The following is a 14,119-nucleotide window of genomic DNA, read 5'->3' on the forward strand; positions in this document are numbered from 1 at the left end:
GGGAGCCTCCGCAGGTACACCCGCAGAAGCTCCCTCCGGAGCAGTAGTCTTACGTGACAGATTAACTCAAAAAGCCGCTTAACGCTTGGTGTGCTCCGTCACCCAGTCGCCGATAATTTTTAGGGCAGTGGGCGAGAAGGTTTCTTCCAGCTGTGCGTATTCTCCCACGCCGCCGGTGTTGGCGGTCTGGAATAAATGATTCAGGCCCGGCAGCTCTTTCACGGTTACGTCGCGGTTGGGCACGGCCTTCAGGGTTTTCTCAATGGCCGGCAAATTCACGCACGAGGCTACCTGCAGGTCTTTGCTGCCGCCCAGGGCCAGCACCGGGCAGCGCACGGCCTTCAGGGTTTTCTGCGGGTTGTCGTTCAGCAGATAGCGGTAGGCCGGCGTGACCATGAGGGCGGCCTGGCCCTGGGCTACGGCTTTAATCTGAGCCGCCTGCTCGGGAGGCAGGTCAATGGGGGGGATGAGGGCGGCCACCAGCTGGGCCTGGGCAGCATTGTTATCGGCGATGCGCTGCACAATGCCGAGCAGGTTGCGCTGGCGCTGTTCTACCCCGGCCAGAATTTTAGGGTTGGTAGTCTTGAGGCGGGCCTGATCCAGGGCCTGACGAGTAATTAAATCGGGGCCGGGCACGCCGGGCGTGGCCAGCAGCACCAGAAAGGCCGGGCCTTGGGGCTGGCCGGCGGCAGCAATAGCGGCCGTGCCGCCCTCGCTGTGCCCAATCAGGCCCAGCTGCTTGCCATTGATTTCACGGCGGGTGCGCAGAAAAGCCAGCGCCGCCTGGGCGTCGGTGGTGTAGTCGCCGGCCGTGGCGGTTTTGGCGTTGCCGGTAGACTGGCCCACGCCCCGGTCATCGAAGCGCAGCACGGCAATGCCGCGGCGGGTCAGATAATCGGCTATTACCCGGAAAGGGCGGTGGCCGAAAACAGATTCGTCGCGGTCCTGGGCGCCGGAGCCGGAGAGCAGCACCACCGCCGGGAAGGGTCCCGCACCAGGCGGCACCGTGAGCGTGCCACCCAGCGTAACGCCGCCCGCCCGGTTCGTGAATTTGACTTCTTCCTCACGGTAGGGGAAGGGCGCTACCGGCTCCTGAGGGCGGTTTTGTTTGGCGCCGGGCCGCCCGGAAGTAGCCGGGGCCGCCGCGGCCGGTGGCGCGCCTACCGAGCTACGCACCAAGGTAAGGGGCAAGCGGGCATTATTCTGGCGCCAGAAGCCCTGCATCTGACGGCCATCGGCGCTGAGCCGGCCGGCATAGCGGGCTTTTATGGTATTGATGGCCAGTAGCACACTATCACCGCGCACGAGTACCTGGTCTACCAGAATGCCGCTTGCGCCCTGGCTGGGCACGTCCAGCGTGGCGGTGCGGCGGCCGTTGGCATCCTGCATGGCAATGAGCAGGGGCAGGGCGCCGCCATTAGGCAGCTTCAGGGTGCCGGCCCATTGGCCGGCCAGCCCGGGCGTACGCTGCCCGAAAGCCACCGAAAAGGAAATTAATAGAAGCAGGCAGGCAAAGAAGGTAGAACGCATAGGCTGGTACAGCACAAGATGAGTGCCGAAAATTACGGTGTGCTGGTACAACGTTGGGTAAGGAGGCTCTGTTCCGAACGGGAAAATAGAAAGAAGGGTAGCCAGGATTGCAGATGGCAACAAGATTCCTCACGGCGAGTGTAGTCGAGACATGTTGCGTGGTGGCGTTGCCATAATAACCGTCATGCTGAGCGCAGTCGAAGCATCTCGCGTGCTGATGTTGTTGGGGAAAAGCCTGTCATGTCGAGCATGTGGCGCATCAAGCCAGGATCGAAGCATCTCGCGTGCTGAGTTTGTGGTGCTATTGATTTTACCACACTAGCGAGATGCTTCGACTCCGCTCAGCATGACGTTCCTTTTTCAACCTAACGACCATTACCAGACAACTTCATAGCTTGCTGCTTCCTGTAAGCTGATAATTCTTGCTATGCGTCCATCTATCCTTCGTTTCCTGAGTGCAGGGCTGGTTTTTATCCTGCTAAGCAGCCTCACGGGTTTTGCCCAGACTTCCCAGGTGCCGGCTATTGATCCGGCCCAATGGGCGGAGGAACTGCGCGCCTTTGCCCGGCAGGACAGCCTCACGCCGCCTCCCCGCAAGCCCATTCTGTTCTATGGCAGCTCGTCTATCAGGAAGTGGGAAACGCTGCCGCAAGACTTCCCCGGCCGGCCCGTGCTCAACCGCGGCTTCGGAGGCTCCCGCTTTCCCGATGCTATTTACTTTTTCGAGAAGCTGGTGGTGCCCTACCAGCCGCGACAGGTACTGCTTTATGAGGGCGACAACGATATTAACGCCGGGGCTACGCCGCAGGAAGTGTATGCATCGTTTCTGGCGTTTGAGAAGCTGATGCGCCAGAACAAAAAGCTGCGCCGCGTGCCCGTCGTGTTCCTGTCCATCAAACCCAGCCCCTCGCGCTGGGCGCTTTATCCCAGGATGCAGGAGGCCAACGCCCTCATCCGCCAGTACATTGAGCAACATCCCAAACGGCTTACATACGTGGATGTGAGCACGCCTATGCTGGGCCCAAACGGCAAGCCCCGCCCGGATCTTTATGTGTCAGACAGCCTGCACATGACCCGCGCCGGGTATGAGATTTGGACGCGCGTGGTAGCGCCGTATTTGAAGAAGTAGATTTATCAGACCACAAGCGCCAGCTACGCAATGCGCGCGGCCAGGCTTTCAAAAAACGGCATCCGGCGCTTTTGGGCAAACCGGCTGATGTGCTGCCGAATCTTGGCAACTGCCGACGGGTCGGGTGGGCCGGCTACGGCAAAATGTAGGCTCGCCAGCCAGCAATGCACCTGATAGTAGTCGCGCAGCCAGGCGTGGGTAGTCAGCACGGCGCCCAGCGGTGCCGAATCCCAGGTGGTGGCGGTGCCGGTACGCAGGGCAGCTACTGCCTGAAAAGCCCGCATCAACTCATTAAAAACGTTGTGTTCGTAATGCCGCAAGGTGGGGTAAGCTTCCAGCGTAAGCTCTATCCAGGCAACTAGCGGCTCAAACTGATTGGTGAGAAAGAAGGCCTCCGCCACCAAGAAGTAATATCCGGCCGGAAAGTAATTGTAAAAGGGAGGTAAGCTGCCAGCATCCGTGGGGAGAATGGGAATTTGAGCCGCCTCATCCAGTAGTTGCGCCCACAGCGCGGCCGGTAGCGGCTGCGCGGGTGCCTTATACCACGTGGCGGCAATTGTGGCAAAGGCCCGACGGCCGCGCGGGAAAGGGTGCGTATCGGGCGGAACGGACAGAGCCAGCAAATGCTGCAAACGGGCCTGCCAGGCGGGTTCATCTTCGGCCAGAAACTCGCCCAGGAACAGCACGCTGTGGCCATAGAGCTGGGCTTCGGGCGTTTTCTTATGGCGTAAATACTCCCGCACTACCTGCCCATATGCGCCGTTGAGGTATGCCAGGTCCACGTAGCTTTCCACGAAATATTCCTGCCCGGCGGGGTGGGCCGCTAAGCGCAGGGCCAACGCATTGGCCGTGAAATCATCGGTGCGGGTAATCTGGCCCAAGAAGTAACCCATCAGGAGCCGCTCGGCATGTTGCAGCCGGGGAAAGGCCAGCAGCTCGGGAATGTCCGGAATAGCATCGGCGGTGGTAAAAGTGCCCGCTACGAAAGCCTCAAAATCTGCGAAGCCGGCATAACGGGCCAGGGCATCCAGGGTGTGTAGGTGGTAGCCGCCGGTTTTCTTCACCAGCCCAAAAAACCGGCGCAGCGTGTTGGCACTTAGGCGGCCGTCCTGAGGTTGGGCCTGGGCAATGGAGGCTTCCAGGGCCTCGCAGTGGCTGGGGTAACGGATGGGCTGGCCAAAGCGGGTAGCTACTGCCGCGCAAAGAGCGGCTTGCTGCGTAGCAGATATAACGGGCATAGATAGAACACTAAACAGTAACGAAGGGCCAAAAAAAGAAATTTTTGGCCTTTGTACCACGCATGGGAAGACTGCACTTTTGTATAGTGCTATCAGACAGCTTATTCAGTTACCCGGGCTACGAAAGAATACTAAGCTTATTGACTTGATTATTACTATAGTATCATTACACCTATGCAAATAAAAAGGGGCCGCGGCAGCGGCCCTTTTTTTATTGTGTTTCCGGCCGGGTTATGGAGCTGCCGAGGCTCTATCCAAGGGGTTTAAAAAAAGGGCTATATCCTCTGATTAGGGCTGATTCGGCTTGCTGCCTTGCGGCAGATGAGGTGCAACATCATCCTCTAGGCTGGTCACGAGTTACGCTACACTAAATTAGCGCCAGTAGGGGTCAAACGCCTGTTATAGTGCGCTTTTAATTTTTGTCTGTTCGATTTCCGGTATATTTTCCCAGATTAAGGAGTTACTCAATTTTAAATCTACATTCAGACTTGTTTTTACAATTTCTTTAATATGCATAAACCAATCTGAGATAGTCCATTCTCTTAACGGCGTGGATCTAAATCCTTTTTGGCTGTTATCCCAATAAACACCTGCTGCTTCACGATAAACATATTGATACATAGGCTTTCCTGGGCCAGCTAAAATTAATAGTAGCTCATTATTGCTGTTGAGAATAACCCTATTAATAGTTTCAGTCTTCATTTTCGATTCTAATATCAAGTAATTGTTTTGTTGTCGGTCCAATAAAGTACAGGTGCAGTCGCTCGGCTGTGCCGAGTGAGCTATAAGTCAGAGCGGCTCTGCCGCGAGCGTCCCGCGCCATGTGGGGCAGCGCCTCGGCCGGATTCGCAGCCTAGCTGCTCAAGCGCATGCATTAGTCACTCGGCACAGCCGAGCGACTGCGGGGGGGCTCACCATTGCTTGGTGAGGTAATTACTACTTAGCCTTTATTCACGTGTTTTATAATAGCAGGCAAGTTTTCGATGGGTGAAAACCAGCCATTAAGCTCATTGAATCTTAATCCATACACGCCTTGCGAAGCGAGAGCCAGAAGGTAGTCAATGGCTCTTTGCGTATCCGTGGATATAACCATAACGTTGCCACTTTCATCGACAAACCCGCCGTCTTTAATAGTTCTCCCATACTCCTGCGCTCTTTGCCTATCAGTAAATAAGAATACCCAAGGCTTGTTATCAACCATTCCCACGGCCGGTTTTCTGTCTTCAATATTTGCCGTTTGTTGCGTTATAAAATGCCATTGAGGCAAATTGAGGGCAGCTTTCCACAAAGCGGAGAGGTCTTCATTTCTTCCAGAGCTTTTTGCTTTTTCCAAGAGAAGGTCAATATCGTTGTGGGCAGACGAGTTCATAAGTCCTTTTTAGATTACCGTTGAAGCACTTTCTGCGGTTGAAATACTTTTATGTAGTGCATTTAGTTGTCTGCGCTTCGTTGCGTTATGATTCTCGCGCTACATGAACGTAGCCGTTCGTTGTTATTATTTGTCCACTATATAACTCAGTTCTGTTACTCCGCAAGTGAATTGTTGGGTGGTCAATAGCTTAAGTTTTATTTTGTCCTGGACGTTGGTAAACAAGGGAATGCCCTGGCCCAGAATTACGGGATTCACAAACAGCCAGAAGCCGTCAATTAAATTCTGTTGCATCAGGGAGTGGGTGGCTGTTGGGCTGCCAAACAGCAGAATGTCTGTATCCCCCTGCTGTTTTATTTCCTGTAGGCTCTCCGCGAGGTTACCATTAATAATGATGGTGTTCGATAAATCCGCGCCTTGCATGGAGTTGGATACAACCACCTTGTGCACGTGGTTATACCACGTTGAGTGGTCAATGTCGTGCTGGCTGGCATCGGGCTCGTTTCCCTGCTTTGGCCAGTAACTCTCCATCATCTGATAGGTTGCCCGGCCATAGGCTGCCGTGTCGGTTTTGCTTATCCGCTTATCGATATGAGCGAAGATTTCTTCATTCACGGTAATCCAATTCATTTCTCCGTTCGGCCCTGATACAAAACCGTCCAGGGAGATGTGCATAAATGAAATTAGTTTTCTCATGTGCTTGTAAGAGGTGTAGTTGTCTGTGCGTGGTGACGGTCTTTTTTACAAGGATTGATACTATGTGGTAGTACCACTAGTGCCCAGTGCAGTACCAGCGCATGCCTACGCAAGGTAGTAGCGTTTCTCAAACCAACAGTAGCCAAATAATCACCCCGCGGCGGACTATGCAGGTAGTGGTGAGAAGATTGCCACTACCAATCCAACCGCCCCCGCCGTACCTTCGCCTGACCAAACCGCAGAGGCCGGAAACCAAACCCAGCCCTGCGGCTGTTTACCCGTTCTATGGCCGACAATTCCGCTCTGCAAATGGCCGCTCCGGCAGCCGACCCCATTGACCAGCTCGACCCACGCGAGTTTATCCTGATAAAAAATGCCCGGGTTCATAATCTCAAGAACCTGAGCGTGGCGCTGCCGCGCAATAAATTCATTGTGGTTACGGGCCTCTCGGGCTCGGGCAAGTCCTCGCTGGCGTTTGATACCTTATATGCCGAGGGCCAGCGTATGTACGTGGAAAGCCTCTCGTCCTACGCCCGCCAGTTCCTGGGCCGCATGGATAAGCCCGATGTAGACTACATCCGGGGCATTTCGCCGGCCATTGCCATCGAGCAGAAGGTCAGCATCAAGAACAACCGCTCCACGGTAGGCACCAGCACCGAGATTTACGACTACCTCAAGCTACTCTTCGCCCGCGTAGGCCGCACGTTCTCGCCCATCAGCGGGGAGCAGGTGCGCAAGGATAACGTGGCCGATGTGGTGGATTACCTGTTCCGCCTGCCCGGCGGCACCCGCATTATGGTGCTGGCGCCTCTGATGCCCTCGGAAGCGGGCCGGCCCATGAGCAAGGAGCTGGATTTGCTGCTGCAGAAAGGCTACAGCCGCGTAGTCGTAAACGGCGAAACATCCTTCATTGAAGAGCTGATTGCCGAAGGCCAGCCCGAGGTGAAAGGCGACGTGTTCATCATGATTGACCGCGCCGTGATTCAGCCCGGCGACGAAGACTTGATGTTCCGCCTCTCTGACTCGGTACAAACCGCTTTCTTCGAGGGCCACGGCACCTGTATCATTAAGCTCGACGACGAAACCCGCACCTTCTCCGACCGGTTTGAGCTGGACGGCGAAGTGTTCGAGGAGCCCAGCGTCAACTTCTTTTCCTTCAACAATCCCTACGGCGCCTGCCAGACCTGCGAAGGCTTCGGCTCGGTGCTGGGTATTGATGAAGACCTGGTGATTCCCGACAAAAGCCTGACGGTGTATGAAGGCGCCATTGCCCCCTGGCGCACCGACAAGCAGAGCGAGTGGCTGAAGCCCCTGCTCAAAAACGGTATCCGCTTCGATTTCCCCATTCACCGGCCCTACAATGAGCTGAGTGAGGCTGAACGCCAGCTGCTCTGGAAGGGCAATAAGTACTTCGACGGCCTCGACGACTACTTTAAGTGGGTTTCCACCCAAACGCACAAAATCCAATACCGCGTGCTGCAAAGCCGCTACCGGGGCCGCACCACCTGCCCCGACTGTCGCGGCACGCGCCTGCGTAAAGACGCCCAGTACGTGAAAATCAGCGGCCAAAGCATTACTGATCTGGTGCTGCTGCCGGTGAGCAAGGCCCTGGAGTTCTTCCAGAACATGAATCTGGACGAGCACGACGCCAAGGTGGCCGAGCGTCTGGTAACGGAAGTAACCAACCGCCTGGAGTACCTCAACCGCGTGGGCCTGGGCTACCTCACCCTGAACCGCCTGAGCAGCACGCTTTCCGGCGGCGAAAGCCAGCGTATTTCGCTGGCAACCTCGCTGGGCTCGGCGCTGGTAGGCTCCATGTATATCCTCGATGAGCCCAGCATTGGCCTGCACCCCAAGGATGCCGAGCAGCTGATTGGCGTGCTGCGCTCCTTGCAAAAGCTGGGCAACACGGTTATTGTGGTAGAGCACGAGGAGAAAATCATGGAAGAGGCCGACCAGATCATCGACATCGGCCCCGAAGCCGGCAGCGGTGGCGGCCACCTCATGTTCCAGGGTACCTACCAAGAGATTCTGAAGGACACCGCTACCTACACCGGCCAGTACCTGAGCGGGAAAATGGAAGTGGCCGTGCCCAAAACCCGCCGCCCCTGGCGCAATGCCCTGGAACTGACCGGCGCCCGCGAAAACAATCTGAAGAACGTCTCCGTCAAGTTTCCGCTGAACGTTATGACGGTAGTAACGGGCGTATCCGGCTCGGGCAAGTCAACGCTCATTCGCCGCATTCTGGCACCCGCGCTCATGAAGCAGCTGGGCGGCGGCGCCGGCGAGGCTACCGGCAAGTTCGACCGCCTCATGGGCGTGAGCGGGCAGGTAACGCACGTGGAGTTTGTGGACCAGAACCCCATCGGCAAAAGCAGCCGCTCCAACCCGGTGACGTACGTAAAGGCCTACGACGCTATCCGCAGCCTGTTCGCGGATCAGCAGCTGGCCAAGGCCCGCGGCTTCAAACCGTCGCACTTCTCCTTCAACATTGATGGCGGCCGCTGTGAGGTTTGCCAGGGCGAAGGCCAGGTGAAGATTGAAATGCAGTTCATGGCCGATATCTACCTGACCTGCGAAGCCTGTGAGGGCCGCAAGTTCAAGCAGGATGTATTGGACGTGAAATACCAGGACAAGAGCATCAACGAGGTGCTGGAAATGACCATTGAGGACAGCATTGAGTTCTTCAAAAACCAGTTGAAGATTGTGGAGCGCCTCCGGCCGCTCGATGATGTGGGCCTGGGCTATATCCGCCTGGGGCAGTCGGCCAACACGCTTTCCGGCGGCGAGGCCCAGCGCGTGAAGCTGGCTTCCTTCCTGACCAAAGGCGCCACACTGCAGCAGGATAAGATTCTGTTCATTTTTGATGAGCCCAGCACCGGCCTGCACTTCCACGACATCAACAAGCTGATGACGGCCCTGAATGCGCTGGTAGAGCAAGGCAACTCGGTACTCATCATCGAGCACAACATGGACATCATCAAGTGCGCCGACTGGATTATCGACCTCGGCCCCGAAGGCGGCATCAACGGTGGCCACCTGCTGTTTGAAGGTACGCCGGAGGAGATGGTGAAAATTAAGGATAGCAACCACACGGCGCGGTTCCTGGCCGAGAAGCTGTAGCAACAGCTTCTGGCAGCCTGTCTGGTACAAAGGGCACCCGCATGGGTGCCCTTTCTTTGTGCTTAAGGTGAGTAAAACGGTTTGTCGGCACATGACCCGCCCTCTGCCAAAATGATGCTGGTCAAATTGGACTGGAGCCGGTAAATTCAGTAATTTAAATAGACAGCTCTGGTTGCAGCTTGCCCACCGAGCCCACCACAGCCGAGGCCCGCTGGTATTTCCCATCCACTTATTATCACCGCTGTATGGATACAGTACCACCCACCACTCGCCGCCCGCAGTTGAGGTATGTCCTTGTCCTGATGGTGAGTTTGCTGTTGCCGGCCTCGGCGGCCCTGGCTCAGAATGTAACGATAACCTCGAGCGAGGATATCGGCGGCGATTACACCAACCTGACCATTGCCCGGGGCGGGATTGCCACGATGCGGGCCAATGTAACTGTAACCGAAACGTTGCGCGTGGAGGACGGCGGCACCCTGATTACCGATGAATGGCTGGTAGGAGGAGGCGCTTTTGAGTTGCAGGCGGGTGGCACGCTGCACATCGGGGACGCATTCGGCATCATGGCAGCGGGCAGCACCTCACCTAATGGCGGGAGTATCTATTCTGAGAGCCGCTCGTACAGTCCCGACGCCAATTACGTTTACGATGCAGTGATACGCTTCCAAGACGCGCCTGTGGTGCAGTATACCGGCTCGGGGCTGCCTGCGCGGGTTCGTAGTCTGATAGCAAACGTGGTGAACTTGCAGGGCACGCCGGGCAACAACATTCTGGCGCTGGAAAGCGACGTGAGCGTTGCCGAAGTGCTGGGCACCTACAACAGTACCATCATCGACCCGGATTTTCTGCTGGGACCGGGGCCAGCCCGTACGATTACACTGCTTTCGGACCCCGTGCGCGGAACCGCCCTGATAATGGATCGGACAGCTAACGGGGTGCCACCGGGGCCGGTCATCACCCGGCCCATCGTCATCCAGCGCAGTATCGACCCGAGTCTGAACGCGGGACTTGGCTACCGCCACCTCGCCGCCCCGGTGCAGGGTGCTTCCGTCGGTATGCTGGCTACGGCCGGTTTTACACCTGTAGTCAACCCCGCTTACAATGGGGCCGCCGCGCCGGGCAGCGTCTTGCCTTTTCCCACGGTGTTCGGCTACGACCAAGCCCGGCTGGCCAGCAGCCCGGCCGTGGGCCTGAGTCCGTTCGATAAGGGCTGGGTTTCGCCGGCCTCCCTCAGCGACCCGCTGGCAGTGGGCCGGGGCTATAACGTGAATCTGCCCGCCAGTAGCATCATTAATTTCCAGGGCGTGCCGAACCAGAGTGACGTAACACTGACGCTGAACCGCGGGTCTGAAGCCGATGCAGGCTGGCAGCTGCTGGGCAACCCGTTTCCTGCGCCGCTGGACTGGCGCCAAGTACCCGTGCCCGCCGGCCTTGATGCGGCGCTTTACGTGTACCAGAGTATTGGGCAGTATGGCGGCCGGTACCACAGCTACGTCAACGGCATTGGCAACCCCGTGCTGCCACTGGGTCAGGGCTTTTTTGTGCGCGTGAGCCAGCCCAACTCGGTAGTGAGCCTGACTTTGCCCAATGCGGCGCGCGTTACCACGTTCCGGCAAGAGCCTTGGGAGCAGCCGGACGCTGAAACCCGGCCCTTACTGCAGCTGACTCTCGCCCGCGCCGGCTCGTCCCTGACCGATGAGACCTACGTGTACTTCGAGGCAGGAGCCACCTCTGACTTTGACGCACGCTTTGATGCGCTGAAAATGCAACACAGCCCCGACACGGTGCTTACACTCTGGACCCTGGCGGCGGGCACCGAGCAGGCTATCAATGGCCTCTCTCAACTGACCGGCTCCGCAGTTGTGCCGCTGGGCATGGCCCTTCCGCAGGCGGGCACCTACACGCTGGAAGCTGCTCAACTATTGAACCTAAGCACGGCCACCGTGACCTGCACGATGCCCTGACCGGGCAGGATGTCAATCTGAGCCAGCAACCGCGCTATAATTTCGTGGTAGGGGCGGCCGGGCCACTGAATGGTCGGTTTGAGTTGCGCTTTGAGCCAATAAGCACTAGCGCCAGCGCGGCTGCTCTGAGTGCCGCCAGCGTGCAACTCTATCCTAACCCAGCCCATCAGCGCTTCAGTCTGCTACTGCCAGCCGTGCCCGGTGCCAAGCAGGTGCAGGCCACGTTGCTCAATATGCTAGGGCAGGCAGTATGCCGGAAAACGGCACTCCTGCCTGCCGCCGGTACTCATTTTGATTTCGATGTGCGGGACCTGCGGGCTGGTGTGTACGTGCTGCGTCTGCAGGCCGGAGCCGAAGTGTTGGTTAAGCGCGTAGTGGTGGAATAGTGCATGGCCATACCCGGAGTTTTCCGATAGCCTACTTGTCTGCCAACCAGGATTTACATTACCAGAAGTGCGGTATTCGTAAGTTAGCGGGTAGTAATCAACGCTGACCAAACCGGTTTCGTAAGTCACTCATTTATCTGCTATTCGCGGCCCATATGGAAATCACCCCGCATCCTCATTTCTCCGCCACCTACGCCGAAAGCCGCGTGTGGCGCGGGCTGGCGGCCGTAGCCATTGTACTCAATATTGCACTCAACTATGTGTCTCAGCAATACCCGTTTAATGGGCAAACCAATGCGGTGGTTTCGGGTAAGTACCCCACGCTGCTCACGCCGGCGGGCTATGCGTTCAGTATTTGGGGGCTGATATTTCTGAGCTTGCTGGCGTACGCGGTGTGGCAGCTGCTGCCTGCCCAGCGGCACAACCCTTTGCCCAGCGCGGTGGCCCGGCCGCTGGTGGTAGCCAACCTGGCTACCGGCGCCTGGCTGGTGGTGTTTGCCTATGAGTTAATGCCCCTGAGTGCGGCCGTAATGCTTATTATTCTGGGTAGTTTGATTGTGGCCTACGGGCGGGCGCGGCGGCTGGTGCTGGAGGACCAAAGCCCCGCCATAGGCAGCGTGCCGGTGGCGCTGTATCTGGGCTGGATTTCGGTGGCTACGGTCATCAACCTAACTATTGCGCTGCGCGACCTGGGCTGGCAGCCGGAGCTGAATGTGTCGCTGCTGCTGGCTTTGGTGCTGATTGCCATAGTTACAGCCCTGGGTATTCTGGTAGGCAGCGCTTTCCGGGACGTAGTGATTCCGCTGGTGGTGGCCTGGGCGCTGGTGGCTATCTGGCTGGCACGGCGCCCGCAGTATCCGGAGCTGGCCTGGGCTGCGCTGGCCGGCGCGGTGCTGGCGGGGGTAGTAGGCGTGGCGCTGGCCCTGCGCCGGCGGCGCGTAGTAGCCGGAGTCTGAATTGTCTGCTTACTTTTGACGCATTCTTTCCTCCATCACTACATCTCCGCTATGCGTAAGAACATCGTTGCCGGCAACTGGAAAATGAACATGACGCTCCAGGATGGCCTGGCGCTGGTTTCCGAAATCACCAACATGGTACAGGACGAGGTAACCGGCTCCGATGTGCAGGTGGTTATCTGCCCACCGTTTCCGTTTCTGTCGGCCATTGGCAAGCAGCTGCCCGCTGGCAGCCAGTTCCACCTGGGCGCACAGAACTGCCACCAGAAGGAAAGCGGTGCTTTCACGGGCGAGGTGTCGGCCAAAATGCTGCAATCAGTAGGAACAGAGTATGTGATTCTGGGCCATTCTGAGCGCCGCCAGTATTTCCGTGAGGATGATGAGTTGCTGAGCCAGAAGCTGAAAGCGGCCCTGGCTGCCGGTCTGAAGCCTATTTTCTGCGTGGGCGAGAGCCTGGAAACCCGCGAAGCCGACGACACTTTCAAATACATTGAGAAGCAGCTGAAAGACGGCCTGTTCCACCTCTCCAATGAGGAGTTTGAGCAGGTAGTAGTTGCTTACGAGCCCATCTGGGCCATTGGCACCGGCAAAACGGCCACCAGCGCCCAGGCGCAGGAAGTGCATGCCTTCATCCGCGAGCAGATTGCCCGCGCTTATGATGCCGAAGCGGCCCTGAACACAACCATTCTGTACGGCGGCTCGGCCAACGCCCAGAACGCCCGTGAGCTGTTCAGCCAGCCCGATGTAGATGGCGGCCTCATCGGTGGCGCCTCCCTCAAGTCCCGCGACTTCACGGAAATCATCAAGTCGTTTTAGATGTCATTCTGAGCAAAGCGAGGAATCTGAGTTAATCTGTTAGTGAGCACCCAGATTCCTCGCTTTGCTCGGAATGACAAATCACGGCCGGATTCTTGTTTACTCACCGCCATGCTCCATACCCTGCTGCTTTCCGGTTTCCTGGCGCTGAATCCGTTTCAGCCGGCTCCGGCCATACCGTTTGTGGAGGCCGGGCCGGTAGGCTCCGTTGATGCCTGCCGAATTTATGGCAGCATCTTTCTGGAAACCGACCCCCGCCGACGGGCCCGGTGCTTTGCTACGGTGTATCGGGAGCCGGAGGAAGCCTTTGCCGATGTGTTGGTGTACCAGGAAGACAACAAGCTTTTTGCCGATAAAGCCGGCTTCTGGTACTTCACCAGGGCCCGCGACTTTGCCGATTATGTGCTATTCGTGACGGATAAGCGCGCTTTAGCCGATTTCAGCATTCAGTATACCAAGGTGCGCAGCTACGCTGGTTGCCGTTCCCAGCGGTAATCCGCTTTAGCTCTTGATACTAAAAAAGCCCTTCCGCATCATGCAGAAGGGCTTTTTTTAGGCTGTTACTCTGTCTTTCTAAAGCTTTACCAGCTTTACCAGCTCTACCAGCTCTACCAGCTCTACCAGCTCTACCCGCCGGTTCCTGGCTTTGCCCTGCTCCGTGCTGTTATCAGCAATGGGCCGATCGGGGCCGAAGCCGGCGGCTTGCAGGCGCGGGCTGGCAATGGCGTGCTGCGTGAGGTTGGCTACCACGGCCTGGGCTCGGGCCGTGGAAAGCTTGCGGTTGTGCTCGGCGCTGCCGGTGTTATCGGTGTGGCCCTGCACAGCCAGGCGCAGCGCTGGGTTTTGCTGCAGCAGCTTCACCACCTCCGCCACTGTGGCCTCCGACTCGGGGCGGATGCTGGCCTGGTCGGT

13 protein-coding genes are annotated in these 14,119 nt (G+C 57.5%); 7 read left to right on the forward strand and 6 right to left on the reverse strand.

Going from position 1 to position 14,119, the window contains the following annotated elements; genetic code table 11:
• Positions 1 to 78 precede the first annotated feature (78 nt).
• Positions 79 to 1,530 (reverse strand): alpha/beta hydrolase, encoded by a 1,452-nt coding sequence (locus PK28_RS03950; RefSeq protein ID WP_156126227.1) that lies wholly within the window; start codon positions 1,528 to 1,530, stop codon positions 79 to 81.
• Positions 1,531 to 1,957: 427 nt separating this feature from the next.
• On the opposite strand from PK28_RS03950, the gene PK28_RS03955 reads away from it, so the two are divergent.
• A complete protein-coding gene (locus PK28_RS03955; protein ID WP_044511643.1) occupies positions 1,958 to 2,659 on the forward strand; it encodes an SGNH/GDSL hydrolase family protein in 702 nt (233 codons plus the stop codon).
• Positions 2,660 to 2,682: 23 nt separating this feature from the next.
• Here the strand turns inward: PK28_RS03955 and PK28_RS03960 are convergent, their stop codons facing one another.
• From PK28_RS03960 to PK28_RS03970, 4 genes are all read right to left on the reverse strand, one after another.
• Positions 2,683 to 3,897 carry a hypothetical protein gene (locus tag PK28_RS03960; RefSeq protein WP_044511646.1) on the reverse strand — a complete coding sequence of 405 codons (1,215 nt, stop codon included), beginning with the start codon at positions 3,895 to 3,897 and terminating at the stop codon, positions 2,683 to 2,685.
• 399 nt (positions 3,898 to 4,296) lie between these two features.
• The gene (locus tag PK28_RS20305) at positions 4,297 to 4,599 is read right to left on the reverse strand and encodes a hypothetical protein (RefSeq protein ID WP_156126228.1); all 303 of its coding nucleotides are present in this window, start codon (positions 4,597 to 4,599) and stop codon (positions 4,297 to 4,299) included.
• A gap of 238 nt (positions 4,600 to 4,837) precedes the next feature.
• The gene (locus PK28_RS03965; RefSeq protein WP_044511649.1) at positions 4,838 to 5,266 is read right to left on the reverse strand and encodes a hypothetical protein; all 429 of its coding nucleotides are present in this window, start codon (positions 5,264 to 5,266) and stop codon (positions 4,838 to 4,840) included.
• Positions 5,267 to 5,392: 126 nt separating this feature from the next.
• Entirely contained in the window at positions 5,393 to 5,941 is a 549-nt protein-coding gene (locus PK28_RS03970; RefSeq protein WP_197070466.1) for a dihydrofolate reductase family protein, read from the reverse strand.
• Between the two features lie 306 nt (positions 5,942 to 6,247).
• On the opposite strand from PK28_RS03970, the gene uvrA reads away from it, so the two are divergent.
• The 6 genes from uvrA to PK28_RS04000 all read left to right on the forward strand — a co-directional run bounded on the left by uvrA (position 6,248) and on the right by PK28_RS04000 (position 13,702).
• Complete coding sequence (gene uvrA / locus PK28_RS03975) at positions 6,248 to 9,085, forward strand: excinuclease ABC subunit UvrA (protein ID WP_044511653.1); 2,838 nt, start codon at positions 6,248 to 6,250, stop codon at positions 9,083 to 9,085.
• 245 nt (positions 9,086 to 9,330) lie between these two features.
• The gene (locus tag PK28_RS20690; RefSeq protein WP_197070467.1) at positions 9,331 to 11,049 is read left to right on the forward strand and encodes a DUF8693 domain-containing protein; all 1,719 of its coding nucleotides are present in this window, start codon (positions 9,331 to 9,333) and stop codon (positions 11,047 to 11,049) included.
• Positions 11,050 to 11,189: 140 nt separating this feature from the next.
• The gene (locus PK28_RS20695) at positions 11,190 to 11,435 is read left to right on the forward strand and encodes a T9SS type A sorting domain-containing protein (RefSeq protein WP_197070468.1); all 246 of its coding nucleotides are present in this window, start codon (positions 11,190 to 11,192) and stop codon (positions 11,433 to 11,435) included.
• 155 nt (positions 11,436 to 11,590) lie between these two features.
• A complete protein-coding gene (locus tag PK28_RS03990) occupies positions 11,591 to 12,391 on the forward strand; it encodes a TspO-related membrane protein (RefSeq protein WP_048825552.1) in 801 nt (266 codons plus the stop codon).
• A 51-nt stretch (positions 12,392 to 12,442) separates the two neighbouring features.
• Complete coding sequence (gene tpiA / locus PK28_RS03995; protein WP_044511661.1) at positions 12,443 to 13,207, forward strand: triose-phosphate isomerase; 765 nt, start codon at positions 12,443 to 12,445, stop codon at positions 13,205 to 13,207.
• Positions 13,208 to 13,318: 111 nt separating this feature from the next.
• Positions 13,319 to 13,702 (forward strand): 7(1) septoil knot domain-containing protein, encoded by a 384-nt coding sequence (locus PK28_RS04000; protein WP_044511663.1) that lies wholly within the window; start codon positions 13,319 to 13,321, stop codon positions 13,700 to 13,702.
• Between the two features lie 78 nt (positions 13,703 to 13,780).
• Here the strand turns inward: PK28_RS04000 and PK28_RS18820 are convergent, their stop codons facing one another.
• Positions 13,781 to 14,071, reverse strand: a complete 291-nt coding sequence (locus PK28_RS18820) for an OmpA family protein (protein WP_231576214.1) — start codon at positions 14,069 to 14,071, stop codon at positions 13,781 to 13,783.
• Between the last annotated feature and the right edge of the window lie 48 nt (positions 14,072 to 14,119).

It is taken from the genome of Hymenobacter sp. DG25B (assembly GCF_000801315.1).
Classification (GTDB): Bacteria; Bacteroidota; Bacteroidia; order Cytophagales; family Hymenobacteraceae; genus Hymenobacter.